27 protein-coding genes are annotated in these 26,580 nt (G+C 46.4%); 22 read left to right on the top strand and 5 right to left on the bottom strand.

Annotated elements, in window-relative coordinates:
- The first annotated feature begins 13 nt into the window (after positions 1–13).
- The 15 genes from cobJ to QY97_RS08225 all read left to right on the top strand — a co-directional run bounded on the left by cobJ (position 14) and on the right by QY97_RS08225 (position 14,513).
- Positions 14–1,660: a precorrin-3B C(17)-methyltransferase gene (gene cobJ / locus QY97_RS08295; RefSeq protein ID WP_039237539.1), complete on the top strand. Its 1,647-nt coding sequence runs from the start codon at positions 14–16 to the stop codon at positions 1,658–1,660.
- Between the two features lie 16 nt (positions 1,661–1,676).
- On the top strand, positions 1,677–2,555 hold the full coding sequence (locus tag QY97_RS08290; RefSeq protein WP_039237537.1) for a sirohydrochlorin chelatase: 879 nt from the start codon (positions 1,677–1,679) through the stop codon (positions 2,553–2,555).
- Positions 2,552–3,361 carry a precorrin-6A reductase gene (gene cobK / locus QY97_RS08285; protein WP_039237535.1) on the top strand — a complete coding sequence of 270 codons (810 nt, stop codon included), beginning with the start codon at positions 2,552–2,554 and terminating at the stop codon, positions 3,359–3,361. Before QY97_RS08290 ends, cobK begins: the two co-directional genes overlap by 4 nt.
- A complete protein-coding gene (locus tag QY97_RS08280; RefSeq protein ID WP_039237534.1) occupies positions 3,331–3,981 on the top strand; it encodes a precorrin-8X methylmutase in 651 nt (216 codons plus the stop codon). Before cobK ends, QY97_RS08280 begins: the two co-directional genes overlap by 31 nt.
- A 5-nt stretch (positions 3,982–3,986) precedes the next feature.
- Entirely contained in the window at positions 3,987–5,120 is a 1,134-nt protein-coding gene (locus QY97_RS08275; protein WP_039237533.1) for a cobalt-precorrin-5B (C(1))-methyltransferase, read from the top strand.
- A complete protein-coding gene (locus QY97_RS08270) occupies positions 5,083–6,300 on the top strand; it encodes a bifunctional cobalt-precorrin-7 (C(5))-methyltransferase/cobalt-precorrin-6B (C(15))-methyltransferase (protein WP_039237532.1) in 1,218 nt (405 codons plus the stop codon). Before QY97_RS08275 ends, QY97_RS08270 begins: the two co-directional genes overlap by 38 nt.
- Positions 6,293–7,000 (top strand): precorrin-2 C(20)-methyltransferase, encoded by a 708-nt coding sequence (cobI, locus tag QY97_RS08265; protein ID WP_039237530.1) that lies wholly within the window; start codon positions 6,293–6,295, stop codon positions 6,998–7,000. Before QY97_RS08270 ends, cobI begins: the two co-directional genes overlap by 8 nt.
- A complete protein-coding gene (gene cobM, locus QY97_RS08260; RefSeq protein ID WP_039237525.1) occupies positions 6,997–7,776 on the top strand; it encodes a precorrin-4 C(11)-methyltransferase in 780 nt (259 codons plus the stop codon). Before cobI ends, cobM begins: the two co-directional genes overlap by 4 nt.
- Positions 7,776–8,900, top strand: coding sequence for a cobalt-precorrin 5A hydrolase (locus QY97_RS08255; protein ID WP_039237591.1), 1,125 nt, complete (start codon positions 7,776–7,778; stop codon positions 8,898–8,900). The genes cobM and QY97_RS08255 overlap by 1 nt, the downstream gene beginning before the upstream one ends.
- 160 nt (positions 8,901–9,060) lie before the next feature.
- The gene (locus tag QY97_RS08250; protein WP_039237523.1) at positions 9,061–10,449 is read left to right on the top strand and encodes a cobyrinate a,c-diamide synthase; all 1,389 of its coding nucleotides are present in this window, start codon (positions 9,061–9,063) and stop codon (positions 10,447–10,449) included.
- Entirely contained in the window at positions 10,443–11,084 is a 642-nt protein-coding gene (locus tag QY97_RS08245) for an NAD(P)-binding protein (protein WP_039237521.1), read from the top strand. The genes QY97_RS08250 and QY97_RS08245 overlap by 7 nt, the downstream gene beginning before the upstream one ends.
- Positions 11,081–11,857 (top strand): uroporphyrinogen-III C-methyltransferase, encoded by a 777-nt coding sequence (cobA, locus tag QY97_RS08240; protein WP_039237520.1) that lies wholly within the window; start codon positions 11,081–11,083, stop codon positions 11,855–11,857. The genes QY97_RS08245 and cobA overlap by 4 nt, the downstream gene beginning before the upstream one ends.
- Positions 11,858–11,873: 16 nt before the next feature.
- A complete protein-coding gene (locus QY97_RS08235; RefSeq protein WP_039237519.1) occupies positions 11,874–12,437 on the top strand; it encodes a nitroreductase family protein in 564 nt (187 codons plus the stop codon).
- Complete coding sequence (locus tag QY97_RS08230) at positions 12,434–12,976, top strand: cob(I)yrinic acid a,c-diamide adenosyltransferase (RefSeq protein WP_039237590.1); 543 nt, start codon at positions 12,434–12,436, stop codon at positions 12,974–12,976. Before QY97_RS08235 ends, QY97_RS08230 begins: the two co-directional genes overlap by 4 nt.
- 13 nt (positions 12,977–12,989) lie before the next feature.
- Positions 12,990–14,513: a cobyric acid synthase gene (locus QY97_RS08225; protein WP_039237517.1), complete on the top strand. Its 1,524-nt coding sequence runs from the start codon at positions 12,990–12,992 to the stop codon at positions 14,511–14,513.
- 64 nt (positions 14,514–14,577) lie between these two features.
- Here the strand turns inward: QY97_RS08225 and QY97_RS08220 are convergent, their stop codons facing one another.
- Positions 14,578–15,069 carry a YajQ family cyclic di-GMP-binding protein gene (locus tag QY97_RS08220; protein ID WP_039237515.1) on the bottom strand — a complete coding sequence of 164 codons (492 nt, stop codon included), beginning with the start codon at positions 15,067–15,069 and terminating at the stop codon, positions 14,578–14,580.
- Between the two features lie 25 nt (positions 15,070–15,094).
- Complete coding sequence (locus QY97_RS08215) at positions 15,095–15,970, bottom strand: DegV family protein (RefSeq protein WP_039237512.1); 876 nt, start codon at positions 15,968–15,970, stop codon at positions 15,095–15,097.
- Between the two features lie 145 nt (positions 15,971–16,115).
- On the opposite strand from QY97_RS08215, the gene QY97_RS08210 reads away from it, so the two are divergent.
- Positions 16,116–16,931, top strand: a complete 816-nt coding sequence (locus QY97_RS08210) for a YitT family protein (RefSeq protein WP_039237589.1) — start codon at positions 16,116–16,118, stop codon at positions 16,929–16,931.
- Between the two features lie 55 nt (positions 16,932–16,986).
- On the opposite strand, the gene QY97_RS08205 is transcribed toward QY97_RS08210, so the two are convergent.
- On the bottom strand, positions 16,987–17,817 hold the full coding sequence (locus tag QY97_RS08205) for a Cof-type HAD-IIB family hydrolase (protein ID WP_039237510.1): 831 nt from the start codon (positions 17,815–17,817) through the stop codon (positions 16,987–16,989).
- 184 nt (positions 17,818–18,001) lie between these two features.
- On the opposite strand from QY97_RS08205, the gene QY97_RS08200 reads away from it, so the two are divergent.
- Positions 18,002–18,310 carry a metal-sulfur cluster assembly factor gene (locus tag QY97_RS08200; RefSeq protein WP_039237508.1) on the top strand — a complete coding sequence of 103 codons (309 nt, stop codon included), beginning with the start codon at positions 18,002–18,004 and terminating at the stop codon, positions 18,308–18,310.
- A 44-nt stretch (positions 18,311–18,354) separates the two neighbouring features.
- On the opposite strand, the gene QY97_RS08195 is transcribed toward QY97_RS08200, so the two are convergent.
- Positions 18,355–19,167, bottom strand: a complete 813-nt coding sequence (locus QY97_RS08195; protein WP_039237506.1) for an undecaprenyl-diphosphate phosphatase — start codon at positions 19,165–19,167, stop codon at positions 18,355–18,357.
- A gap of 191 nt (positions 19,168–19,358) precedes the next feature.
- On the opposite strand from QY97_RS08195, the gene clpB reads away from it, so the two are divergent.
- On the top strand, positions 19,359–21,953 hold the full coding sequence (gene clpB / locus QY97_RS08190) for an ATP-dependent chaperone ClpB (RefSeq protein ID WP_039237504.1): 2,595 nt from the start codon (positions 19,359–19,361) through the stop codon (positions 21,951–21,953).
- 38 nt (positions 21,954–21,991) lie between these two features.
- Here clpB and QY97_RS08185 read toward each other — a convergent pair whose 3' ends face one another.
- On the bottom strand, positions 21,992–22,174 hold the full coding sequence (locus QY97_RS08185; RefSeq protein WP_039237501.1) for a YjzD family protein: 183 nt from the start codon (positions 22,172–22,174) through the stop codon (positions 21,992–21,994).
- 197 nt (positions 22,175–22,371) lie between these two features.
- Between QY97_RS08185 and QY97_RS08180 the strand changes: the two genes are divergently transcribed.
- The 4 genes from QY97_RS08180 to fabF all read left to right on the top strand — a co-directional run bounded on the left by QY97_RS08180 (position 22,372) and on the right by fabF (position 26,367).
- Positions 22,372–23,355, top strand: coding sequence for a BMP family ABC transporter substrate-binding protein (locus QY97_RS08180; RefSeq protein ID WP_039237499.1), 984 nt, complete (start codon positions 22,372–22,374; stop codon positions 23,353–23,355).
- Complete coding sequence (locus tag QY97_RS08175; RefSeq protein WP_039237497.1) at positions 23,348–23,539, top strand: ComZ family protein; 192 nt, start codon at positions 23,348–23,350, stop codon at positions 23,537–23,539. Before QY97_RS08180 ends, QY97_RS08175 begins: the two co-directional genes overlap by 8 nt.
- A gap of 615 nt (positions 23,540–24,154) precedes the next feature.
- A complete protein-coding gene (locus QY97_RS08170; RefSeq protein WP_039237496.1) occupies positions 24,155–25,084 on the top strand; it encodes a beta-ketoacyl-ACP synthase III in 930 nt (309 codons plus the stop codon).
- Between the two features lie 38 nt (positions 25,085–25,122).
- On the top strand, positions 25,123–26,367 hold the full coding sequence (fabF, locus tag QY97_RS08165; protein ID WP_039237494.1) for a beta-ketoacyl-ACP synthase II: 1,245 nt from the start codon (positions 25,123–25,125) through the stop codon (positions 26,365–26,367).
- Positions 26,368–26,580 lie beyond the last annotated feature (213 nt).

Genomic DNA, 26,580 nt, shown 5'->3' with positions numbered 1-26,580 from the left:
AGGAGAGGATTATGTGAGTAATAAAGGAAAGCTGTTCGTCGTCGGGTTTGGGCCGGGAGACTTTAAGCATATCACGGCCCGGGCTGTAGAAGCGCTTCAAGAGAGCGACTTTATTATTGGATATAAGACATACGTAGAACTTATTCAAGACTTGTTGACTAGTCAAACCATCATTAGCACGGGAATGACAGAGGAAGTGTCACGGGCTCAGGAAGCCGTGAAACAGGCAGAAAACGGAAAGAAAGTTGCCGTCATCTCCAGTGGTGATTCAGGTGTATATGGAATGGCAGGACTTGTGTATGAAGTGCTTATTGAAAAAGGCTGGAAGGAAGAGACAGGAGTAGAAATTGAAATAATCCCTGGCATTTCGGCTATTAATTCCTGTGCTTCCCTAATCGGTGCACCCGTTATGCATGACTCCTGTACGATCAGCTTAAGCGACCATTTAACTCCATGGGAGCTGATTGCCAAGCGAGTGGAAGCAGCAGCGCAGGCCGACTTTGTGATTGCGCTGTATAACCCGAGGAGCGGCCGGCGAACACGGCAAATTGTGGAAACGCAAAAAATTCTGCTTAAGTATCGTTCACCAGAAACACCAGTCGGACTGGTGAAAAGTGCCTACCGTGAGCGTCAGCATATTGTTATGACCAATCTAGCGGACATGCTGAATCATGAAATTGGCATGCTAACAACGGTCATTATTGGGAACTCATCCACCTTCATGTATGACAACAAAATGATTACTCCACGCGGTTATCAGAGAAAATACACACTTAGCGCTGAAAAGCAGCCGCTAAGACCGCACCAGCGTCTGAAGAAGGAAGCGGAGCCTTGGGCATTGGACCAAGAAAGAGGAGTGGAGGAAAGTGCTCATGCTGAGTCCGCTGTTGCTCTGCTTACGAAAGAGCCGGAGAAAAAGAGTGATTCCTATGACGTTGCAATGGAAGCTTTAGCACGAGTTTCCGGGAAGCATTCGCAGCCATCCATTGGCACTGTTCAGCAGCCGACAGAATCTATTTTCGAGCTCGCTGTCAGCCCAGGGGTCGCGAATAAAAAATTCACACCAGATCAAATGATGACCCTTGCGCAAGTCACCGGTGAAAAGGGAACGATGGAGTATACGCCTGACCATCAGATTGTACTGAGAATTCCTACATCCGAACCTCAATACATAACAGAAAGGCTGGAGAAGGCTGGGTTTTTACTTTCACCAACGGGTCGCGTAGTTACCTTAAAAGCATGTGATTTTTGTGATGGAGAGAAGGCGGAGTCTATTCCTTATGCGGAAGAATTGCAGCGTACCTTAGGCGGAATGGAGATGCCAAAGGAATTGAATATCGGCTTTAATGGGTGCGGCATGGCTTGCTACATGGCTGTTATGAATGATATTGGCATCGTCTTTCGGAGAGGGAAATTTGATTTGTTTTTAGGGGCAAAGCCGGTAGGGCGTACAGCTCATCCGGGACAACCGGTGGCAGAAGGAATGGATCCCGAGCAGCTGGTTGAGGTCATTACAGCCATTGTTGAAGAGTATAGACAAAATGCTCACCCGAATGAACGATTATTTAAGTACTTCAAACGGGCAAAACAACTTCACGGGTATCGTTATCAAGATATCGCACCGAAGATTAAAATCGAGCCGGCGCCTTGTGAAGATTAAGAAGGGGGATATGTAAATGAAAGCTGTACTATTTGTCGGGCACGGCAGCCGCCTGGAAGCAGGAAATGAGGAGGTCCGCACGTTCGTTAAGAGAATGACACCGCTTATGGATCCGCGTTTAATCGTGGAGACGTGCTTTCTCGAGTTTGCCTCACCCACAATTTCACAGGGGATTGATACTTGTGTAAAAAAGGGGGCGGATGAGGTCGTCGTTATTCCGATTATTTTGCTGCATGCTGGTCATTCTAAACTGCATATTCCAGCTGAGGTAGTGGACGCAGAGGAGCGTTATCCGGATGTGACGTTTACATACGGACAAACCATTGGCGTTCACCCCGAGGCATTGAAAATCCTAATAGACCGATTAGGGGAAGCAGGATTGGATACGGCCGCAGAGCATCCGGATACAGCCATATTGCTGATCGGCCGGGGGGGCAGCGATGTAGATGCGAATAGTGATTTCTATAAAATTACCCGCCTCCTCTGGGAGGAGTTGAACGTGAAATGGGTAGAGAGTGCGTTCATGGGTGTAACAGATCCGCTTGTTGATGAAGGTATTGAACGATGCGTGAAGCTTGGAGCCAAAAGGGTGATTATGCTTCCGTACTTCTTGTTTACCGGCATCCTGATGGAACGCATGGGAAAAATGGTCCTTCGTTACAAAGAGCAGTATCCGCAGTGTGAATTCACACTGGCCGATTATTTCGGCTATCATCCGAGACTGCAAACGATTTTAAGGGAACGTGCCATGGAAGCGCTGGAAGGAAAATCAAGCGGAGACCAAGACATCGAGAGCTATCGCCGATACGCAGAGGAGCACGGGCATGCACACCACCATCATCATCACGATCATGATCACCATGATCACATGCAAGGAGCTGGCGCGTTAAAATGATTCTGTTCTTAGCCGGCACGAGTGATGCAAGAGAGTTAGCGATTGAAATACAGGAAGCAGGCTTTTCGGTATTAGCAAGCGTAGTGACAGAATCGGCGGTTCATAGCTTGCAGGAAGCGGGCATTCGCACTCGCATGGGGAGGCTGACGGCAGCTGATATAGCTGAGTTGATCGTTAAGGAGGGGTTTGAAGCTGTTGTGGACGCCAGCCACCCGTTCGCTGAGGAAGCCTCGAAGAATGCGATGCAGGGGGCAAAGGAAGCAAGTGTACCTTATATCCGCTATGAAAGAGAAAACCAGCAGTTTTCAAATGAGAAAATAGTGACCGTGCGTGATTACCAGGAAGCGGCTGAACGAGCTGCCGAGAGAAAGGGTGTGATCATGCTGACCACAGGGAGTAAAACACTCGAAATCTTTGCGAAGAAGCTGGTAGGTTTGGAGAATACGAGGCTGATTGCCAGAATGCTCCCGCGTACAGACAACATGGAGAAGTGCGAGCAGCTTGGCATTGAACAGAAAAACATCATAGCGATTCAAGGACCTTTTTCTAAGGAGCTTAACAAGGCGTTATATCAGCAGTACGGCGTTACTTTAATGATCACAAAGGAAAGCGGGAAAGTCGGCTCAGTAGATGAAAAGCTGGAGGCCGCCTTGGAATGCGGAATTGAAACCATTATGATTGCGCGGCCAAACGTCCGTTATGAAAATGTCCATTCAAGCTTTTCTGGTGTGATTGCAGAGTTAACTAAACAATTAACTGAGAGGGGACAAGAAGCATGGACTTTAAAACAGAATTTAAGCCGTTGACGGTAGATCCAGATAAAATTTATGATTACAGTTTTTCGATTATTGCAGAGGAAATGGGAGCTCACTCATTTTCAGAAGAGGAGTGGAAAATCGTCCGCCGTATTATCCATGCCTCCGCTGATTTCGACTTAGGGAGAAGCGTCATTATTCATCCCGACGCCATCCGGGCAGGGGTAGAGGCCATCCGAAAAGGCCGGCATGTGATTGCTGATGTCCAAATGATCGAAAGTGGAACAGGCAGAGCCCGTTTTCAAAAGCATGGCGGGGATCTGCATTGTTATATTGCTGATCCGGATGTAGCCGCAGAAGCGAAGCGCCAAAACACAACGAGAGCCATCATTTCTATGCAAAAGGCTGTACGTGAGAATGAAGGCGGTATCTACGCAATTGGCAATGCCCCGACGGCTTTATTGGAGCTGATTCGATTAATTAAGGAAGGGATAGCAAAGCCCGATCTAATTATTGGCATGCCTGTTGGATTCGTCTCTGCGGCGGAATCGAAAGAAGAACTGGCTAAAATCACTGAAGTTCCTTTCATCACAAATGTTGGCCGAAAAGGCGGCAGTACTGTAACTGTAGCGGCACTGAATGCTATTTCCCTTCTAGCTGATCAGGTATAACAACGATGCAAAAGAAAGGAAAGAAAGATCCATCTGACATGCGCCATGGTTACACGACAGGCGCTTGCTCAACTGCGGCGACGAAAGCGGCCCTAATAGCGTTAATCACTGGAGAGGTGCAGGAGGAAGCCACCATTCACCTGCCTGTTGGGCGTGATGTGACGTTCTCTATGGAAAAGTGTGAAATAAACGAGACGGCTGTAACAGCAGAGACAATCAAGGATGCCGGTGATGATCCGGATGCAACAGATAAGGCACGGATTGTATCGACGGTCAGCTGGACAGATACGCCTGGAGTTACTCTAGACGGGGGAACGGGGGTTGGCCGGGTAACGAAGCCGGGTCTCCCTGTCCCGGTAGGGGAAGCTGCCATCAATCCAGTGCCGCGCAGAATGATTCTTACAACTGTTCAAGAGGTAATGGAAGAGTTCCAAATTGATCGGGGAGTAAAAGTTGTAATCTCTGTGCCTGACGGTGAAGAAATAGCCAAGAAAACATTGAATGGCCGGCTAGGAATCGTCGGAGGCATCTCGATTTTAGGAACGAGGGGAATTGTCGTTCCTTTTTCTAGTTCTGCCTACATGGCAAGTATTGTGCAGGCGATTAGTGTCGCTAAGTCAGGTGGCTGCGACCACCTTGTACTGACAACAGGCGGACGGAGTGAGAAGTATGCAATGGGGCTATTTCCTTTTCTTCCTGAGGAAGCATTTATTGAAATGGGCGATTTCGTCGGCTTTTCATTAAAGAATTGTAAGAAGCAGGGAATTAAAAAAGTCTCGCTCGTTGGAATGATGGGCAAGTTTTCAAAGGTTGCTCAAGGGGTCATGATGGTTCATTCAAAAAGTGCACCTGTTAATTTTGAGTTTCTAGCCAATATCGCTAGAAGTGTAGGTGCATCGGAAGAGCTGGCGGCTGAAGTGGAAGGAGCTAATACAGCTTCACAAGTTGGGGAATTGATGGCTCAGGCGAACCACGATGAATTCTTTCGTCAATTGTGTGAAGCTTGCTGCCGTTCAGCCTATCATCACATCAAAGGCGGAGTGGAAATAGAAACCGCTATTTACTCGATGAAGGGACAATTATTAGGAAGGGCTGTTGGCATTGACTCAATCGGTGAAACTAATCGGAATCGGGGATAACGGACAGGAAGGCTTACATCCTCAATATGTACGGTGGATTGAAGAAAGTGAAATGCTTGTTGGCGGGGAGAGAGCATTGTCTTTCTTTCCGAATTACCAAGGAGAAAAAATAGTCATAAAAGGCAGATTAAAGACTATAGTCGAGCGGCTGCAGGCAGAATCGCGTTCAGCTGTTGTATTAGCCTCTGGAGACCCGCTTTTTTACGGGATTGGCGGCTACCTTTCTAAGAAATTAGCGATAGAAGTTTACCCTCATGTAAGTTCTATCCAGCTGGCCTTCGCAAAGATGGGAGAGAGCTGGCAGGATGCCTATATAGCAAGTGTGCATGGCCGCAGCATGAAGGGGTTGGCACAAAGGATCGATGGGAAGGAAAAAGTGGCATTGCTTACAGATGAAGAGAATAGCCCAAATCGCATTGCCCAATACCTTCTTTCCTTTGGCATGACGGAATACCGTGCCTTCGTCGCTGAAAATCTTCAAGGAGAAGCCGAGAAAACCGGCTGGTATGAGCTTGAAGAAATGGTCGATGGGGATTTCTCTCCCCTGAATGTAACGATTTTGAAGAAAGTATCTAACGGGCCAAGCTGGACATTTGGGATTGACGATGAGGAGTTCTCGCAGCGGAAGCCCGATAAAGGGTTAATTACGAAAAAAGAAGTAAGAGTACTAAGCTTGCACGCCCTAAACCTTCGAAAGAACAGTGTCGTTTGGGACATTGGAACATGCACGGGCTCCATGGCGGTTGAAGCGGCGAAGCTTGCTCCGGAGGGGCAGATCTTTGCCATAGAGAAGAATGAACAGGATTTGGAGAACTGCCTAGAGAATCAGCGCAAGTTCCGGACGGATATCACCGCAGTGCATGGAAAAGCGCCACACGGACTGGAAGACTTCCCTGACCCGGATGCTGTTTTCATTGGAGGCACGGGCGGGGAGATGAAGGAACTGCTCCAAGTTTGCTGCGGAAGGCTGCGTGAAGGAGGGCGTATCGTTCTTAATGCGGCAACTATTGAGAACTTGTATAAGGCAAATGAAGCTTTCATACAAGAAGGCTTTCAAACATCCATTATGCATGCGCAAGTTTCAAGAAGTAAGCCCATTTTAGGAATGAATCGCTTTGTACCGCTTAATCCGGTGTACATTATTACAGCAAAACGGAAGGAAGAGAAAGAGAATGACTAATCTTGGCACATTGTATGGACTAGGTGTGGGACCAGGGGATCCAGAACTAATCACGGTTAAAGCATTCCGTGTCATTCAAGAATCGCCTGTTATTGCTTATCCCAGAAAACGGAAAGGCAGCAAAAGCTATGCACATCGCATTGCAGAAGTATATATTCGTCCCGAGGAGAAAGAGATGCTCGGACTCGTGTTCCCGATGACAAAAGACCAGGCCATTTTGGAACGTGAATGGAATGCGGCAGTAGAGAAGGTTTGGGAAAAGTTAAGGGAAGGAAAAAATGTTGCTTTCGTTACGGAAGGGGATCCGCTTTTATATAGTACATTCATTCATATGATGAAATTAATGCGAGAGCTGCACCCAGAGGTGGATATTAAGACAGTGCCCGGGATTTCTTCCTTCAATGGATCAGCCTCTAGACTAGGCATTGCGCTAGCTGACGGTGACGATCATGTGGCGATTGTTCCAGCACGTGATGATTATGAAGCAATGAAAAAAGCTATTGTGGAACACGACGCCGTTGTTTTTATTAAAGTGGCGAAAGTAATAGACTTAATGATTGCTGTTCTAAAAGACTTAGATTTATTGCACAAGGCTTCCGTCGTGACTAAGGTAACGTCGGATGAAGAAGTAATTTGGAATATGAGTGAGCTCGAAGGAGCCGAGCTTGAATACTTAACATTAATGGTGGTGCGCAAATGAAAAAGATTTATATAGTAGGGGCAGGCCCGGGAGACCCAGATTTAATTACGGTAAAAGGCTTAACGATTCTCCAAGCAGCGGACGTGATTTTATACACAGATTCATTAGTAAACGAAGAATTAATAGCAAAGGCAAAGCCCAGTGCAGAAATATTAAAAACAGCAGGCATGCACTTAGAGGAAATTGTAGAGGTTATCGCTGACCGGGTGAAGAAAGGAAAAATGGTAGCTCGTATTCATACAGGAGACCCGGCTATGTACGGCGCCATTATGGAACAAATGGCTCTCTTGAAGAAGGAAGACATTGGCTGCGAGATCATTCCAGGCGTCAGCTCAGTCTTTGCATCGGCTGCGGCCATCGGAGCCGAGCTGACGATTCCTGATTTGACGCAAACGCTTATCCTTACACGTGCGGAAGGAAGAACACCGGTTCCGGAAATGGAAAAGCTAAAGGATTTGGCTAGCCACCATTGCACGATTGCCCTTTTCTTAAGTGCCACGCTGACGAAGAAAATTGTAAAGGAACTACAGGCTGCGGGGTGGCAGGATGAAACGCCGGTTGCTGTCATTCAGAGAGCTTCGTGGCCAGATCAGAAAGTTGTCAGGACTACATTAGTAAACTTAGATGAGGACATGAAGAGAAACGGCATCCGCAAGCATGCCATGATTTTAGCGGGCTGGGCGCTGGATCCTGAGATCCACGAGAGGGACGAATACCGTTCGAAGCTCTACGATGCTTCCTTTACACATGGCTATCGAAAGGGAGTAAAAGCATGATGATGGAATTGCAAGAAGGAATTCAGCCATCTATTGTCCAAAAGAATGCTTATGCGATTGTTGCTATTACAAAGCACGGTGTTGACATATCTCGTCGTCTGCATAAGGTATTCTCCAATGCAGATGTCTACTATATGAGCAAGTTTGAAAAAGGGGACGAAGCCGACAGAAATATTCAACTCTTTTCTGGAAGCGTCCGTCTGCTACTGCCGGAGCTCTTTCGCCAGTATAAAGGAATTGTGATGATCATTTCTCTAGGAGCTGTTGTTCGAATGATTGCTCCCATTTTAAAAGACAAGAAGACAGACCCCGCGGTCGTGGTAATCGATGACCGGGGAGAGAATGTCATCAGTGTGCTGTCCGGTCATCTAGGCGGGGCCAATGAGCTGACGAAAGAAGTGGCGGCCTCTTTAGGGGCGAGACCGATCATTACGACTGCTTCGGATGTTCAAAAGACGATACCAGTTGATTTATTCGGTTCGCGCTTTGGATGGGTGTGGGATTCACCTGAAAAGCTTACTCCTGTTAGTGCCTCGGTTGTTAATGAGGAGCCTGTTGCTGTTGTGCAAGAGTCAGGAGAGCCGGATTGGTGGATATATGATACGCCCCTTCCTGAGAATATTACGATTTATCCATCCATTGCAGAGGCTATAGACGCAAAGCCGAAGGCCGCCCTTATCGTCACCCATCGCTTATTAACGAAGGAAGAAGAGATCATCCTTGAAAACGGCGTTGTATTCCGGCCGAAAACAGTGGCCATTGGGATCGGTTGTAACCGTGGAACTTCCGCTCTTGAGATTGAGCAGGTGATCTGTGAAACGCTGGCAGAATTACATATTTCCCTTAAAAGTGTAAAGGCGGTTTGCACAATTGATTTGAAGAAGGATGAGGCAGGATTACTTGAGGTCGCCAAAAAATACGACTGGGAGTTCATCTATTATTCTCCGGCTGAATTAAATGAGGCGAAGATTGAAGCGCCGTCCGAGACAGTATTCAAGTACACAGGTGCTTATGGAGTAAGTGAGCCAGCTGTTCGGCTGTATTCGAAAGCCCAGCAGCTGGAGCTCGTGAAGAAGAAGTCTGGGAATGTGACTATTTCTGTCGGTGTCATTCCTTTTAAATGAGATAAAGCTTCAATCAGTGGGGGCTCCTTATCCTCAATGATTGTTAGTTGCACCAATCAGGCTTTTATGGGCAGTTGATCTCGACTTATCCAGCTTGCTTTTACTAAGCTTGGAGGTGAGAGGCCTGCCTCTGTTAAAGCGGGATAAAGGAGGAAACAGAGTGAGTAATCGAAGGTTAGTAATTGCTGGAACTGGCAGCGGAGTAGGGAAAACCACTTGTACCATTGGTCTGATGGCCGCCCTGCGCCAGAAAGGCTACGTAGTACAAGGGTTCAAATGCGGCCCAGACTATATTGATCCCTCTTATCATACAGCGGTGACAGGCAGAGTGTCACGGAACCTGGATAGCTGGATGCTTGAGCATGGGACAGTACGCGATATCGTTATCCGTGCAAGCAAGGGAGCGGATATTTCCATTATCGAAGGGGTCATGGGGTTTCTAGATGGGAAAAGCCCGTTAGAAAATACGGGCTCCACAGCCGAAATCAGTATGATTACTGACAGCCCTGTACTGCTCATCGTGAATTGTGCCAGCATGGCGCGCAGTGCGGCGGCGATCGTAAAAGGATTCCAAGCCTTAACACCAGGGGCAGGCATCGTCGGGGTCATTGCTAATAAAGTAGGCAGCAAAGGTCATTTTGAGATTGTGAAAGCGGCCATTGAGCAGGAGTGCCAGGTGCCGGTCATCGGTTATATGAAGCGGGAGCAGGACATTGATATTCCGAGCAGGCATTTAGGGCTCGTTCCCGCGATTGAAAGTGGAGAGTTAGATTCATTTTTTGAGCGATTAGCCGCTCTTGTGTCAGAAACGGTCGACATCGACCAGCTATATGACTTAGCTCAAACGACGGAGCTAACACATGAATCTGCAACTTTATTTAAACAGAGGGAGTCCCAAGACATTTGTATTGCTGTGGCAAAAGACGCTGCTTTTAATTTCTACTATCAAGAAAATCTTGAATTGTTAGAAGCATACGGGGCAAAGCTTCTTTATTTCTCTCCTTTACAAGGAGAGGAGGTTCCAAAGGAAGCAGACGGTTTGTACCTCGGAGGCGGTTTTCCTGAGGAGTTTGCATCAGAGCTTTCAGAGAAAGCAGAAGCAAAGAGCTCCATTCGAAGTGCGATCGAAAACGGGCTCCCGACATTAGCGGAATGCGGAGGGTTTATGTATTTAACAGAGTCGATTGTAAATACATCTGGCGAAGAATTTCCGATGGCGGGCCTGATCCCTGGCAGCGTGAAGATGCAGACAAAGCTTGCTGCCCTCGGTTACCGTGAAATATTCGGTATGGAAGGTAATTTCATTTTGGGGTCTGGTCAGCAGGCAAAGGGGCATGAATTTCATTACTCCAAGTTTGAGAGCAGAGCCGCTGCTTCTCCGGCTTATGAAACGGCAAGCCGGTTTGGCAAAAAGGCAGAAGGATATTTAATGAGCAATCTTGTTGCCGGCTATACCCATTTCCACTTCGCTTCTAATCCAGAGCTTGCTGAGCAGTGGGTGAAGGCTTGCGTCGAATATAAGGAGGGGGAGAATAGCAAGGTATGGTAAATTATTACCCGCTCATGCTGAATTTAGCAGGAAGGAGAGCTGTCATCGTTGGAGGAGGGAGCGTAGCAGCTCAGAAAATTCGTACGCTAGTTGAAACGGCTGCCGACATTACCGTTGTGAGTCCCGAGCTTCATGACGAGATAAAAAACAAGCTGGTTAAAGAGAGAATCGTTTGGAAAAAGAAGCGGTTTGAGGAAAAGGATATATGTGATGCTTTTTTAATTATAGCAGCGACGAATAAGCCCGAGGTGAATATGAAAGTATACGAAGCAGCCAGGGCTCATCAGCTCATCATGCTAGTGGACCGGCCGGAGTTAAGCGATTTTATTGTTCCTGCCACTGTTCGGCGCGGGAAACTTGCTGTCTCTGTCTCCACTTCAGGTGCAAGCCCCGGCTTAGCAAGAAAAATAAAAAAAGAACTTGCTGAACAGTATGATGAGACATATGAGGAGTATCTTTTCTTTTTAGAAGAAACCCGCTGCAGGGTGTTGCGAGAAGTGAGTGATCATCATTTAAAAAGACATATATTGAAGGAGCTTCTTCAGCCTTTGTTTTTGGAACTGACGAGACAAGGAAAGGTTCAAGAACGAGAGGGGCTTGTTCAGCAATTATTAAAGGGGGAGACCGTGAGATGACAAAAGGAAAAGTCTACTTAGTCGGTGCCGGTCCGGGGGATCCGAAGCTATTAACTGTATATGGTCTTGAATGTATACAAATATCTGACGTCATTGTTTACGACAGGCTCGTCAATCCGAAGCTCTTGGATCATGCGAAGGCATCCGCTGAACTTATTTACTGCGGGAAGCTGCCAGGCAAACATCATCTGATACAAGAAGAGATCCACGAGTTGTTAGTCAATAAATCGCTGGAAGGAAAAACAGTGACTCGATTAAAGGGAGGAGATCCGTGTGTATTCGGGCGTGCAGGAGAAGAAGCAGAGGTACTTGCGGAACATGGAATTGAGTATGAGATAGTGCCGGGGGTTACGGCCGGAATTGCGGCGCCTGCTTATGCAGGGATCCCTGTGACACATCGCGAATACGCTTCAAGCTTTGCAATCGTTACTGGCCATGGGCGTGATAGTAAAGGGGAAGACCGGCTGAACTGGGAGGCTTTGGCTACAGGCATTGATACGATCGCTTTTTATATGGGAGTTGGAAACCTGTCACATATTTGTAAGCAGCTCATTGAACACGGACGTCCCCCAGGCACGCCTGTTGCTGTCGTTGAATGGGGAACGACCGATCGACAAAGAACCATTACAGGAAAGCTTGATACAATCGCCCATTTGGCATTAGCAGAGAACATCCAGAATCCTGCCCTGGTACTCGTAGGGGAAGTTGTCAAGCTGCGAGAGAAGATTAAGTGGTATGAAAAAGTACTAGAAGCAGAAACCGTTTTAGAGTGAGAAGGAGAGGATCCACTTGTCAATTATTCAAGCATTAAAGGAACGGCGGGCCATCCGCAGCTATGAGGATCAACCGGTTGAAGAAGCGAAAATTCAGAAGCTGCTTGAAGCAGCGACCTATGCGCCAAACGACCGTATGCGAGAGCCTTGGAACTTTTATGTCATAAAAGGAGAAGCGAAGAAGCGTTATGAAGTATTGGCGGAAGGATACCTGCAAAACCGTTTTCCGACGAAGCCTCATTTAGTGGAGAGTTCTTTAAAAGCGGTGACATCCACACCTGTGATTATTGTTGTGACAGCTGATCTTGTACCGGGTGACCCTCACGCATCTGAAGATAATGTATTTGCGACATGCTGTGCCATTCATTCCATGTGGCTTGCAGCAAAAGAACTTGGCCTCGGATTTGTGTGGCGCACGAGAGGTGTCGGTCTTGTTCACGATGACGGCATGCATCAGTTCATTGGAGCTCCTGAAAACCAAAAGGTAGTAGGGACGATATGTATCGGATATCCAAAAGCCGGCCAAGAAGCGACAGAGAAAAAAAGAACGCCTTATACAGAGAAAACGGTGTGGCTATGAAGACGGCGCGTCAAGGACTATTTTTAATTTATACGGGAGATGGGAAAGGAAAAACAACCGCTTCACTAGGGGTAACACTTCGGGCAGTTGGCCGGGGCATGCGGGTAAAGTATTTGCAGTTTATTAAGTCAAACGAGCGTACATACGGAGAAGCACTAGCACTTAAAAGGCTCGGTGTAGAAATGGAGCAGCTGGGTATTGGTTTTACCTGGACGAAAACCCCTGAAGAGCACAGGACTGCCTTGAAAAAAGCATGGCTTAAAGCAAAAGAAGCATTGAATGATCCCGATGTCGATTTGCTCGTACTAGACGAATTAAATAATGCACTAGCTATTACAAAGTTTCCAATTGATGACGTACTTCCGCTTGAGGAAGTCCTAGAAGCGATTCGCCGCCGTCCTGCTCATATGCATCTTGTTGTAACGGGAAGAGACGCTGCAGACGAGCTGATAGAGATGGCTGATCTTGTATCCAGTATTGAGGCAACAAAGCACTATTACGAACGAGGCATTCCGGCTGTGAAAGGCTTGGAGTTTTAATGGAGGAATGTAAATGACTGCACAAGCAATTATGGTTCAGGGAACCGCTTCAGATGTAGGAAAGAGCTTAATCTGCACGGCGCTGTGCCGAATCTTTTCAAATGACCGTCTGCGTGTGGCCCCTTTCAAATCACAGAACATGGCTCTAAATTCCTTCGTAACGATAGATGGAGGAGAAATTGGACGGGCACAGGGGGTACAGGCGGAAGCTGCGCGTGTCATAGCAACAACAGATATGAACCCGATCCTGCTAAAGCCAAAGCAGGATATGGTATCTGAAGTGATCGTCCACGGCAAGCATTTTTTAGATATGAATGCGCAAAGCTACCGAAACGACTTTGTTCAAGAAGCCATGCCGATTGTCGAGCAATCTCTCCGCCGGCTGCAGGAAGAGCATGATGTCATTGTCCTAGAGGGGGCGGGAAGTCCGGCTGAAATCAATTTGAAGGCCCGGGATATTGTTAATATGCGAATGGCTCATCTTGCAGATGCCGCTGTCATTTTAGTCGCAGACATTGACCGGGGCGGCGTGTTTGCGTCTATCATCGGTACGCTCGCCCTTCTGGAAGAAGAGGAAAGGAAACGCGTGAAAGGCATCGTTATTAATAAATTTCGAGGCATGCGGGAATTGCTGGACGATGGAGTCGAATGGTTAGAGAAGGAAACAGGCATTCCTGTCATCGGTGTTATCCCTTACCTGGATGTAGCGATTGACGCGGAAGATTCACTTGCCCTTTCCTCGCTGCGCTTCAAAAAGCCGAAGCAAGGAGAGTTTGCCATCGATGTAGCAGTGGTCAGCCTTCCGAGGATATCCAACTTTACAGATATTGATCCGTTATTCGAAGAACCCGATGTAGGAGTCCGCTTTGTCCGTTCAATCAAAGAGCTGGGACATCCAGATATGTTGATTATCCCAGGGACGAAGAATACCATGGCCGATTTAAAATGGTTAAGAGAGAAAGGGTTCGATGAAGCGATCGCAGGGCTCTACCAGCAAGGAAGCCGCATTGTTGGAATCTGTGGCGGTTTTCAAATACTAGGGTGTGAGCTGTTCGATCCGGAGGCTGTGGAAGGAAATGGAGAAACGGCCCAAGGTCTTTCGCTGTTGCCAATTAAAACTGTCTTTCATAAAGAGAAAGAAACAAGGCAAATGACAGGAAGCTTATCTAAAGGCATTATATCGGAAGCAATGACTTTATCAGGCTATGAGATTCACTTAGGAAGAACGGAGAGAGAAGTAAAGGCAGCTAAGCCTTTTTTGAAGCTGGAAGATGGCAGGGAGGACGGAGCGGTGTCTAATGATGGCCGTGTGCTTGGCACGTATTTTCATGGGATTTTTCATAACCGTGCTTTTACAAGGGCTTTTATGAATCAGATCCGGCGACAAAAAGGGATGAAAGAGATCACGGATGCGATCCGGTCCGATGCAGACAGGCGTGAGGAGGCTTATAATTTGCTTGCCGAGCATGTGAGAAGCCACTTAAACATGGAACAAGTATATGAGCTTATCCAGCAGAAGCCATTAGTGAAGGAGTAAGGCTGTGTATAAAGTAAAAAGGCAGACGAAAGGTCAAATCTTTCGTCTGCCTTTTTTTCTGTGATTAACGGAAATTTACGAACTGCACATCAACCGGCAGATCTGCTTCACGAACAGCCGCCATGACCTTTTGCAGGTCATCTTTGTTCTTGCCTGTCACTCGAAGCTGGTCGCCCTGAATTTGGGACTTCACTTTCAGGCCGCTGTCCTTAATGATTGCGTTAATTTTCTTTGCAGTATCTTTATCAATCCCCTGTACCATCGTAGCACGCTGGCGGACCGTACCGCCTGAAGCTCCCTCTATTTTGCCGTACTCAATATTTTTAATCGGCACGGAACGCTTAATCAGCTTGCTGAGCAGCACATCCTTTAACTGTTCAAGCTTAAACTCATCATCGGAAAGGAGAACAATCTCTTCATTATCAAGAGAGAGGTCGCTTTTGCTTCCCTTAAAGTCATAACGCGTTTGAATTTCCTTCATTGCTTGTGTAATGGCGTTTGTTACTTCAGAAAAATCAACTTTCGAAACAATATCAAATGAGCTTTCTTTTGCCATGTGTATTTCCACCTTTCTAAATGGGTTAGTTATGATTTGATGGTTCATTTGGTTGAGGCGCGTTCAAGAAAAATAGCGCAATTGTGCCAGGACCTGCATGAGCGGCGATTGTTGAACCGATAATATGGGTATAAATCTCTTGACAATGAAAACGTTCGGCAATCATTGCTTTGAGCTGCTCGGCTGTTTCGGGGTCATCACCATGGCTGATTGCCACCCGCTGGTTAGCCAGGTCCTGTCCGCGTTCCTGCATAATATCAAGCATTCGCTTAAATGCTTTTTTGCGCCCCCGTATTTTCTCAAGGGGCATGAGCTTGCCTTCTTTTACATGCAGGATCGGCTTGATGTTCAGCAGTCCGCCAATCCAGGCAGCGCCATTAGACAGACGGCCGCCCTTGGCGAGATGTCCAAGATCCTCTACAGTGAAGATGTGTTCCATATGTTGACTGTGAAATTGGATATCTTCTATAATATCGTCTTTGTGCCAGCCTTTCTGCAAGCATTCGGCTACCCGCATAACGATTAGACCGTATCCTAAGGAAACCGAATTGGTGTTAAGAATAGTCAAATCAAGATCAGGATACTTTTCCTTCACTTGATCCCTTACCATAACAGCGGTTTGGTATGTACCAGAAAGGGCGGAGGAGAGGACAGGGTAGATACCTGATTCACCGCTTTCGGCAAGCTCCGTAAACAGCTTCTCAAATACCAGTGGAGAAGCTTGGGATGTTTTCGGCATTTCTCCTTGGTGAATCGCTTCGTATATTTTTTTGGGGTGGATGCCTATGGCATCTTCGAATTCTTCACCATTCAGATGGACATGAAGCGGAATAAGAGTGACTTGATGACGCTCAAAGAACTCGAGCGGCAAATCACTGGCTGAATCAGCAAATAGCTTCATTGATTGAATACCTCCCTTTATCTGTCATTATTGTAAAGGCTTCTTGAGGAAATAACAATGAAATTTGCTTTAGCTGAACGTAATTCCCGGAAAAGGAGGAGAAAAGTTGATTAAAGAATCTATATGGAGTTTATCAAAGAAAACAATGATCGTAATTGTCGGTGCTTTTTTAAATGCAATGGCTATGAATTTCTTCTTAATTCCGGCTAATGTATATGCAAGTGGATTTCAAGGGGCAGCTCAGCTTCTGTCCAATATCCTCACTTCATTTACACCCGTTAATATATCGGTAGGAGCACTCCTGCTATTGTTGAACATTCCGGTCGCCATTCTTGGGTGGATGAAGGTAGGAAAGTCCTTTACCATTTTCAGCTTCTTATCAGTTGCTGCCACTACTTTTTTCATGGAAATGATTCCTGTTCAAGCGTTGTCAGAGGACATTATTCTAAACGCGGTGTTCGGGGGCGTGATCGGCGCAGTCGGAATTGGTTTAACGCTGAAGTGGGGGGCTTCCACTGGCGGACTTGATATTATCGCCATGATCCTCTCTCGCATGAAGGACCGGCCCATCGGTACTTATTTTTTAGTGCTGAATGGAATCATCATTCTGCTCGCCGGTTTAATCTTTGGCTGGGAGAAAGCGCTGTATACACTCATAGGGCTTTATGTATCCACGCGTGTGGTTGATGCGATTCATACACGCTACACGAAATTAACAGCCATGATTATTACAGATAAATCGGAAGAGCTGAAGAGGGCGATTCATGCCAAGCTGGTGCGAGGCATCACAGTCATACCGGCCAAGGGGGCCTTTTCAGGAAAAAACCGTGAAATATTAATGATTGTCATTACCCGATATGAATTGTATGACCTGGAACACATACTTAAAGAGGTCGACCCGAATGCCTTTACGAATATTGTAGAGACCGCGGGGATTTATGGGTTCTTTAGAAAAGAGTAGCTATGACGGCAGAAAAAAATGGCTTGCACGCAAAGAAATGCGTGTGAGCCATTTTTTACATAGCGGTTTTTTCAACCTTTAAATTCAGCCTGTCCTCTAAAAAGTGAGCAATGCCGTCTTCTTCATTCGTTAGTGTGATTTCATTCGCAATGTTCTTCAACTGGTCGATTCCATTTCCCATGGCGACTCCTGTACCTGCATATTCAATCATTTCCAAGTCATTATCTTCATCACCAAAAGCAATAATGCGCTCTCTTGGTATATTTAAATCCGCTGCCGCTTTCTGGATGCCCACCGCTTTATTTAAGCCAGCCTTGACAATTTCAATAACATGCCACGGTTGGGACCACCTTCTATGGTGAAGCACTTCAGCATGCACGTCGCTTAAATGCTGGCTAATGAGCGGTGCCGTTTTATCGGTAGCGTGGATCAGCATGCTTGTCGGGTCGTAAGTAAGCTTGCGGCGCAAATCGCCTGTTGTTACGTTCGGTTCGCCCATGCTGAACAGGTTGATCAGACGCTCATCGTGGTAATGAAAATATACATCGTCCTGCACTTCAGCGATAATGTTATGGAAGTTATAATCATGACAGGCTTCTACGACTTCTACAGCCGTCTTTACATCCATCGGCTCGTGATATTGGCCCCAGTTCTGCTGGCGGGGATGATGCACGAATGCGCCATTGAAGTTAACAATCGGTGTAATAAGACCGAGCTCTTTATAATATAACTCGCTGGAGCGGTAAGGCCGGCCGGTGGCAATCATTACTTCATGTCCTTGCTTCATGGCATGCTGCAATGTTTTTTTCGTGCGAGGGGAAATCTTTTTTTCGTCGGTAAGCAGTGTTCCGTCAAGATCCAGTACAATTAAATGCTTTTCTGCCATAGACTAGCTAACACTCCTTTTTCGTTTGTATAATAAGTGTACGATTAATTACATGCTTATGTCTAACAAAGCGCAGATATTTGCCTAAAGTTCATTGATTTTCGTGAAATGAGGCGTCCGGGGTGATAATTTGTCCGTTCCTTTGTTATCATAAGGGTAACATGAAGCAGAAGGAGGAAAGAGCATGGATCAAGATTTGAAAGAGAATATTTTTGGCGCACTTGAACAAGTAGTCGACCCGGAGCTTGGCATTGATATTGTAAACCTCGGGCTTGTATATGATGTAGATATGGATGAAGAAGGGAAAACAACGGTGACAATGACGTTGACTTCTATGGGCTGTCCGCTTGCCCCTGTCATTGTTGACCAGGTGAACGCAGCCCTTGCTGATATTCCAGAAGTGAAGGAAGTAGATGTGAACATTGTCTGGAACCCGCCATGGTCAAGAGATATGATGTCACGCTATGCAAAGATTGCTCTCGGTATTCAATAAGAATGAAAAAGCATCGGCTCAAGCAGCCGATGCTTTCTTATGCATTAAAGAAAAATCAATACAAGCGGGCCTACGATAAAGCAGTAAATAGCGAAGTATTTGAGGTTTCCTTGTGCCATGATATTCATGAACCACCGCAGGGAAAAGTAAGACATAATGAATGAACCAAAAAAGGCCAGCAGATAAGGGAGAAACAGCTTATCTAAATTAGGGTCATTCAAAATATCTGAAAAGCTAAGGACCATGCCGCCGGCACTGACAGGAATGAACAGCAGAAACGAGAAGCGAAGCGCTGTTTCCTGTTTCATGCCAAGACCCATAGCTGCAACAATTGTAGCGCCAGAGCGGCTAATACCAGGAATAAGAGCAACAGCTTGAGCACAGCCGATGATAATGGCATCCTTTAGCTTCATATCGCCATCATTCTTACGTCCTCTTAGATTACGAATCAACCAAAGAGCGATCCCCGTGATAATTAGTGTAATAGCAACCGTCCGTATAGAAGACAGTCTATCCTCAATAAAGTCGTCGAATAAAATGCCGATGACGCCTGCCGGAATTGTAGCAATAATTAAATAGACAATGAACATAAACTCTGACCGGTCTTCAGGCTTCCGGTCTTTTATGTAATTCATGCCATTTACGGCGAGCCGCATAATATCTTCTCGGTAGATAACTAGCACAGCCAAAAGTGAAGCCGAGTTAACAAACAGTTCAAAGGATAAGCCTTGAATCTCGACACCGAGAAAGTGTTGAGCGAGCTGTAAGTGGCCGCTCGAAGAAATAGGAATCGGTTCGGTAAAACCTTGGAACAATCCTAACAATAGGTACTTAATAAGCAAATAAATATCTTCCACTGTAAAAAGCCTCCGTATGTCATTCAATTACTTTTCAAATTTATCATGAATGGGAAAGAAAGTGAAAAGAAACCTTATTTATAACTGGTAAATTTTCTTTAAGCGTGCCGGCGTATTACTTTACAAGCCGAATATCCACCTTTTATAATGAAATAAAAGGTCAAAAAAGGTCAAAGAAAGGCGGAGTCCTATTGGATATTGAACGAATGACTAGCTCTATGCAAGAGGCTCTTGTAGAATCTCAGAAGCTAGCAGAAGAACACCAGCATACAGAAATTGATCTTATCCATTTCTTGCTGTCGCTCGTCAGCCGAACAGACAGCCTGCATGTCCGAATCATGGAAAGGGCAGGCAGCCCCCGTGAACATTGGCTCCGTTTTTTGCAGAAAGAATTACAGAAAAAGCCGGTAATTTCAGGCGAAGGAGTCAAATATGGGGCGTTCGTCTCCTCAGGGCTACAGAGCGTGCTGAATGGAGCGGAGGTCATAAGAGGGAAATGGGAAGATGATTTCCTGTCTGTAGAGCACGTATCATTAGCGTTGTTCCAAACGACAGATCCAGCAATGAAACAGTTCTTAGAACAAGAAGCACTTACACAAGAGAAGGTTGAACAGGTAATTAAAGAGATAAGGGGGAATCAGAAGGTGACATCACAACAGCCAGAAGCAGGTTATGAAGCATTGACGAAATACGGCCGGGATTTAGTAGAGGAAGTGCGTGCTGGCAAAGTGGATCCGGTCATCGGACGCGATCAGGAAATCCGCCACGTGATTCGGATTCTTTCCCGGAAAACAAAAAACAACCCGGTGTTAATCGGTGAACCCGGTGTCGGGAAAACGGCGATCGTTGAAGGTCTAGCCCAGCGGATTGTGCGGAAGGATGTGCCGGAGGGGCTAAAGGACAAAACCGTATTTGCGCTTGACATGAGTGCGCTCATTGCCGGCGCTAAATTCCGTGGAGAGTTCGAAGAAAGGCTAAAGGCTGTCTTAAATGAAGTTAAAAAAAGTGAAGGACGCATCTTATTATTCATTGACGAACTGCATACGATTGTCGGTGCCGGCAAGACAGAAGGAGCAATGGACGCTGGCAACATGCTGAAGCCCATGCTTGCGCGCGGAGAGCTGCACTGTATAGGAGCAACAACTCTTGAAGAGCACCGGAAGTACATTGAAAAGGACCCGGCATTGGAGCGCCGTTTTCAGCAGGTACTCGTTCAGGAGCCGACACCGGAAGACACGATTTCTATCTTGCGCGGCTTGAAGGAGCGTTTTGAAATCCATCATGGGGTCAAAATACATGACCGTGCTCTTGTGGCCGCTTCGACGCTGTCAAACCGGTATATTACCGACCGTTTCCTGCCGGATAAGGCCATTGATTTGGTCGATGAAGCATGCGCAATGATCCGGACAGAGATTGACTCTATGCCAAGTGAACTCGATGAAGTAACCCGGCGTGTGATGCAGCTGGAGATTGAAGAAGCTGCTCTTCGGAAAGAAACAGACACCGCAAGCAAAGAAAGGCTGGAGCAGCTGCAGGAAGAACTGGCCAACCTGAAAGAAAAGGCAAGTGAAATGAAGGCACGCTGGCAGTCAGAAAAGGAAGCGATCCAGTCTGTACAAGAGAAAAGAGAGCTCTTAGAGAAGCTGAGAAGAGAGCTGGAAGATGCAGAGAACCGATATGACCTAAACAAAGCAGCTGAATTGCGGCACGGCAAAATTCCGGCCATGGAAAAAGAGCTGGCTCAGCTGGAGGAGGAAGAGGAGCAAGCGGATACCGATAGCCGGATGGTTCGTGAAGAAGTAACGGAGGAGGAAATTGCTTCTATTGTTGCCCGTTGGACAGGCATTCCTGTTACAAAGCTTGTGGAGGGAGAGAGAGAGAAGCTTCTGCGTTTAGAAAGCATCATGCATGAGCGCGTAGTCGGTCAGGACGAAGCTGTTCAGCTCGTCAGCGATGCAGTGCTGAGGGCACGATCTGGGATTAAAGATCCAAACCGCCCAATCGGTTCGTTCATTTTCTTAGGACCGACGGGTGTAGGGAAAACAGAGCTAGCCAAGACGCTCGCAAATACATTGTTCGATAGTGAAGAACAGATGATTAGAATTGACATGTCTGAATACATGGAAAAGCATGCGGTATCCCGCTTGATCGGTGCCCCTCCAGGCTATGTCGGCTTTGAAGAGGGCGGCCAGCTTACAGAGGCACTGCGGAGAAAGCCTTATTCAGTTGTTTTGCTTGATGAAATCGAAAAAGCCCATCCGGAAGTGTTTAATATTCTGCTTCAAATGCTCGATGATGGTCGTATTACTGATTCACAAGGAAGGACGGTCGACTGCAAGAATACAGTCGTTATTATGACATCTAATATTGGTTCGCAATTCCTGCTTGACCGGAAAGAAAATGAAGAAGAGATACAAGAAGAGACCAAGGAAAAGGTCATGAGAGAGCTGCGTGCTCATTTTCGTCCTGAGTTTCTCAACCGGGTGGATGACATTGTTCTGTTCAAGCCGCTGAGTGTAGAGAATATTAAAGGCATAGCTGAACGAATGATTAAAGATTTAAGAGAGAGATTAGATGATCAGCAAATTAAGCTGACGCTGACAGAGGAAGCAAAGGAGTTAATTGCACGGGAAGGTTTCGATCCGGTATATGGAGCGCGCCCGCTGAAGCGGTTTATCCAGCGTCAAATTGAGACGAAGCTGGCCCGCGCAATCATTGCTGGGAAGCTGCCGCCGCAGAGTGAAGCAGTGATTGATGAAGCGGACGGTGAACTGGTCGTTAAATAGGAAAACGGCTGCTTACAATCCGTAAGCAGCCGTTTTTCTTAATGCTGTTCCCTAGGCCCGTCCGGGATCACTGCAGAAAGAACAAGAATTAAAATAGTCGTGACGATAGAAATAATGAAGGCTGGCATGAATTGGAACTCTACGCCGTTCATTGAAGAAACAACATATGTTAACATCTCTACAAGCAAGAAAGTCCAAAAGAAAGTCGCAATATATTTCATAATGGTTTCCCCTCCTTTAATTAGAAGCTGAATTGATATGTAATCCAACTTCAATAATAGCATAGCCGCAGATTGAAGTTAAATGAAATTTTTGTCCGTATTTTTAACAATTTCTCTGTACTTTCAATGAACCTCTTCCCCTTCTTGAAAATTAAAAGTAAGATAAAAGGGCATACAGTTGAAAAAGGAGACAGAGAATGGTTAAGCGACTGTTTATTATATGGATAGGTTTATGCTTCGTCGTCAGTCTCGCCGGCTGTTCAGGTGAAGGCAGTGAAACAAAGATCGAGAAGGTGGGACTGCTTGTTCCTCATACGATTAATGATCAAGTTTGGGGAACAAAAGGCTACGGCGGAATGCTGAACATACAAGATAAATATGGAGCCGATATTTTCTATAAGGAAAATATTCGTTCACAGGCATTGGCTGAAAGGGCCGTAGAGGAGTTTTCCCATAAGGGCATTACCCTTGTGTTCGGCCATAGCAGCGAATATGCCGAATACTTTAATGAAATTGCACCGAAATATCCCCATATGCATTTTGTCAGCTTTAATGGAGATGCGCAGGAGAAAAATACAACGAGCTTGAAATTTGAAGGTTACGCGATGGGGTTCTTTGGCGGCATGACAGCTGCTCAACATTCAAGCACAGGAACAATCGGCATCATAGCTACCTACAAGTGGCAGCCAGAAGTGAAGGGGTTCGTCGAAGGGGCAAAATTTGAGCGGGAGGACACTCAGGTAATCACTAGCTTCGTAGAAAACTGGGATGATACTGAAAAAGCTCTGCAGCTGCTTGAGCAAATGACCGCTGAAGGAGCCGATGTTGTCTATCCGGCAGGGGATGGCTATAATGTACCTGTTATTGAAAAATTAAAAGAAACTGGCTTGCATGCGATCGGCTACGTATCTGACCAGTCTGATCTTGGAGAAGATACCGTGCTGACGAGTACCGTCCAGCATGTGGACCGGCTTTACCTGCTTGCAGCTGATCAATTTGCGAGGGGTGAGCTAGAGGCGGGGAATCTTTATTTTGATTTCGCTGATGGCGTCATTTCCTTAAGCCCCTTCAGCAAAGAAGTGGACAAAGGTTTTCAGCAAGAGGTAGAGAGGTATATACAGCAATACATGGAGACGGGCGAGCTGCCAAATAAGCAGATGGAGGTACGTAATCATGAATGACAACAAAAACCTGGAATTTATGCAAATTGCCATGAAGTATTTACCTGAGGCTCAGGAAAAGCTGAAGGAAGCAGGAATTGAATTCTCCATGGATTTAGCTGAGCCGTTTATGGGCATCTTCCTGAATGTCATGAACGAAGCTTACGAAATGGGCAAAAAAGACGCTCAGCAGGAGAATAACTGATTTTCAAGAAAAAGCGAAGGGACGCCCCCTTCGTTTCAGTTTGTCGACAAAAGGGTTCGGAATGGTCTCATTCTGGACCCTTTTTCGGCTTTTTACTAGTGTTGACGCTATTTGATAGAAAAGACTGGACCTCTCCAAGGCCATCATTTAGACCATTTCTGGACCTTGCCAAGTCCAGTTGGCCACTTTCTTAAGATTCATGGCAGCAAAAGTAATCATCGCCTGCATGGACAATTTTTTAAGTCCTCTTAGTGAACTTGATTACTCTTGTTGATTGGAATGGAAGACGCGCAGACTCCTGCGGGATCAGCGGGACAGGTGAGACCCCGCAAAGCGCAGCTTGAGGAGGCCACCGCCCGCCCCGCAGAAAGCGAAGCGTCTGGAGTGGAAATCAACACACTTACAGGCAAAATAAAAAGACTGCAGACGCTCGACTTCCATCGGGTTTGTCTACAGTCTGAAGCGAAGGGATGCCCCCCTTCGCTTTTTTAGTTGTAAGGGGTTCATTATCTTTTCTCCTATTGCAAAGTTCACTCTTTTTTATTAAAATTAGTACCAAGTCTTAATAATTGATAGTACGTGCAAAAAAAAGATGGGGAAAGAAGGGGTCTCAATATGAACGCAGGAATTATTGGAATGGGGCAATATGTACCTGATAAAGTGGTCACAAACGCGGATTTAGAGAAAATCATGGATACGTCTGATGAATGGATTCGTACACGGACTGGCATTGAAGAGCGCAGAATTGCTGAGCAGGACAGCACCTCTGAGATGGGCATCAAGGCTGCACAGGAGGCAATCGAGGATGCTGGAGTTTCACCGGAGGATATCGACTTAATTATCGTAGCGACCGTCTCGCCGGATTACCGCTTCCCATCTGTAGCAACAATGATCCAGCATGAAATCGGCGCCAAGCGGGCAGCGGCAATGGATGTCAGTGCGGCTTGTGCAGGCTTCATGTATGGAATTGTTACGGCGAAGCAATTTATTGAAACAGGTGCTTATAAGAATGTACTCGTCGTAGGTGTAGAGAAGTTGTCTACAGCGATCGATTGGTCGGATAGAAATACAGCTGTTCTATTCGGTGACGGAGCAGGCGCGGCAGTGGTCAGCTCGGTATCTGAAGGCCGAGGCATCTTATCGTTCGAGCTTGGCGCAGATGGTGCAGGGGTCAAGCATTTGTATCAGGAAGAGCACATTCAAATGAATGGACCGGAAGTGTTTAAATTTGCTGTCCGCCAGATGGGGCAATCCTGCATCAATGTTCTGGATAAAGCGGGATTAACGAAGGAAGATGTAGATTTCCTGCTTCCTCATCAAGCTAATATTCGGATTATGGAAGCATCTCGTCAGCGCCTGGAACTTCCACGTGAAAGAATGTCTGTTACTATTAATAAATATGGGAATACATCATCGGCTTCGATACCTTTAACTTTGATAGAAGAGTTGCGAGCAGGTAAAATTAAAGAGGATGATCTGCTCGTCATGGTCGGATTTGGCGCCGGGTTAACATGGGGTGCCATTGCGATGAGATGGGGGCGTTAAGGTCGAAGAGTACCTAAATGAATATGGAGGAGAAAAGGATGGAAAATCGAAGAGTCGTTATTACAGGACTTGGTATCGTATCCCCGATCGGGAGTACCATTCAAGAAGCATGGGCAAACGCTTTAAGCGGTCAAAGTGGCGTCAAGCCTATGACTAGAGTAAATGCCGATGATTATCCGGCAAAGGTAGCTGCAGAAATTAGAGACTTTAACCCAGAGGACTTCCTAGAGAGAAAGGAAGCCCGCAAAATGGACCGTTTCACTCAATTTGCTGTAGCTGCATCTCAAATGGCTGTGAAAGATGCCGATTTAACTATTGATGAGTCTAATGCAGAACGTATTGGCGTATGGGTCGGTTCCGGCATTGGGGGCATGGAAACGTTTGAAAAGCAATTCCAAACATTCCTTGACCGCGGCTACCGCCGTGTGAGCCCATTCTTTGTGCCAATGATGATCCCAGATATGGCTGCAGGCCAAGTATCTATTTACCTGGGCGCAAAGGGCGTTAACTCATGTACAGTTACTGCCTGTGCAACAGGAACGAACTCCATCGGTGATGCTTTTAAAGTTATTCAGCGCGGCGATGCAGATGCAATGATCACAGGCGGCAGCGAAGCGCCTATTACTCAAATGTCTGTAGCGGGCTTCTGCGCCAATACGGCTTTATCCACGAACCCGGATCCGAATACAGCGAGCCGCCCGTTCGATGCTAACCGTGATGGATTCGTCATGGGAGAAGGCGCTGGTATTATCGTGTTAGAGGAACTGGAGCATGCGAAGAAACGTGGCGCACGCATTTATGCTGAAGTAATCGGCTACGGGTCAACTGGAGATGCCCATCACATTACAGCTCCGGCACCAGGCGGAGAAGGTGGTGTAAGGGCGATGAGAATGGCTATTGAAGACAGCGGGGTATCGCCTGAAGAAGTGGATTATATTAATGCTCACGGAACAAGCACACCTTATAATGATGAATTTGAAACAGCGGCTATTAAGAGCGTGTTTGGTGAACATGCCTATAAGCTGGCTGTCAGCTCTACGAAGTCTATGACAGGCCACTTGCTTGGCGCAGCTGGGGGCGTTGAAGCGATCTTTACGGCTTTAACATTAAAACATGGAATGATTCCTCCAACGATTAATTACGAAACACCAGATGAGAAGTGTGACCTCGATTATGTGCCGAATGAATCCCGCAAAAGAGACGTGAAGGTAGCGCTCAGTAACTCTCTTGGGTTTGGCGGCCACAATGCTACACTTGCTTTTAAGAAGTATACAGGAGAGTAAGAGAAAGATGAATAACAGCACCCGCTGTTATTCATTTCACGTTGTTGAAAAACAACTTAGTCAAGAAAACCCTGGTGAATTCTCACCGGGGTTTTCACTTTTTTTGAATTGTTAAACGGAACCTTCTATAATATGAGAAGTGAGGTGGAGACCAATTTTCTGTAAAGAGCGGAGTTTGGCCCACTTTTTCAAGTTTTGTATGATGGCAGTCAT

This window comes from Bacillus thermotolerans, assembly GCF_000812025.2.
In the GTDB taxonomy this organism is placed as follows: Bacteria; Bacillota; Bacilli; order Bacillales; family Domibacillaceae; genus Quasibacillus; species Quasibacillus thermotolerans.
The sequence above is the reverse complement of the archived record's forward strand: the minus strand, read 5'-3'. Positions and strand labels throughout refer to the sequence as shown.

Bases quoted from the DNA above. Each gene is read 5' to 3' on its own strand.
- QY97_RS08290 (WP_039237537.1), top strand. From the start codon at position 1,677: ATGAAAGCTGTACTATTTGTCGGGCACGGCAGCCGCCTGGAAGCAGGA.
- cobK (WP_039237535.1), top strand. From the start codon at position 2,552: ATGATTCTGTTCTTAGCCGGCACGAGTGATGCAAGAGAGTTAGCGATT.
- QY97_RS08280 (WP_039237534.1), top strand. From the start codon at position 3,331: ATGGACTTTAAAACAGAATTTAAGCCGTTGACGGTAGATCCAGATAAA.
- QY97_RS08275 (WP_039237533.1), top strand. From the start codon at position 3,987: ATGCAAAAGAAAGGAAAGAAAGATCCATCTGACATGCGCCATGGTTAC.
- cobI (WP_039237530.1), top strand. From the start codon at position 6,293: ATGACTAATCTTGGCACATTGTATGGACTAGGTGTGGGACCAGGGGAT.
- cobM (WP_039237525.1), top strand. From the start codon at position 6,997: ATGAAAAAGATTTATATAGTAGGGGCAGGCCCGGGAGACCCAGATTTA.
- QY97_RS08255 (WP_039237591.1), top strand. From the start codon at position 7,776: ATGATGGAATTGCAAGAAGGAATTCAGCCATCTATTGTCCAAAAGAAT.
- QY97_RS08245 (WP_039237521.1), top strand. From the start codon at position 10,443: ATGGTAAATTATTACCCGCTCATGCTGAATTTAGCAGGAAGGAGAGCT.
- cobA (WP_039237520.1), top strand. From the start codon at position 11,081: ATGACAAAAGGAAAAGTCTACTTAGTCGGTGCCGGTCCGGGGGATCCG.
- QY97_RS08230 (WP_039237590.1), top strand. From the start codon at position 12,434: ATGAAGACGGCGCGTCAAGGACTATTTTTAATTTATACGGGAGATGGG.
- QY97_RS08225 (WP_039237517.1), top strand. From the start codon at position 12,990: ATGACTGCACAAGCAATTATGGTTCAGGGAACCGCTTCAGATGTAGGA.
- QY97_RS08220 (WP_039237515.1), bottom strand. From the start codon at position 15,069: ATGGCAAAAGAAAGCTCATTTGATATTGTTTCGAAAGTTGATTTTTCT.
- QY97_RS08215 (WP_039237512.1), bottom strand. From the start codon at position 15,970: ATGAAGCTATTTGCTGATTCAGCCAGTGATTTGCCGCTCGAGTTCTTT.
- QY97_RS08210 (WP_039237589.1), top strand. From the start codon at position 16,116: ATGATCGTAATTGTCGGTGCTTTTTTAAATGCAATGGCTATGAATTTC.
- QY97_RS08205 (WP_039237510.1), bottom strand. From the start codon at position 17,817: ATGGCAGAAAAGCATTTAATTGTACTGGATCTTGACGGAACACTGCTT.
- QY97_RS08200 (WP_039237508.1), top strand. From the start codon at position 18,002: ATGGATCAAGATTTGAAAGAGAATATTTTTGGCGCACTTGAACAAGTA.
- QY97_RS08185 (WP_039237501.1), bottom strand. From the start codon at position 22,174: ATGAAATATATTGCGACTTTCTTTTGGACTTTCTTGCTTGTAGAGATG.
- QY97_RS08180 (WP_039237499.1), top strand. From the start codon at position 22,372: ATGGTTAAGCGACTGTTTATTATATGGATAGGTTTATGCTTCGTCGTC.
- QY97_RS08175 (WP_039237497.1), top strand. From the start codon at position 23,348: ATGAATGACAACAAAAACCTGGAATTTATGCAAATTGCCATGAAGTAT.
- QY97_RS08170 (WP_039237496.1), top strand. From the start codon at position 24,155: ATGAACGCAGGAATTATTGGAATGGGGCAATATGTACCTGATAAAGTG.
- fabF (WP_039237494.1), top strand. From the start codon at position 25,123: ATGGAAAATCGAAGAGTCGTTATTACAGGACTTGGTATCGTATCCCCG.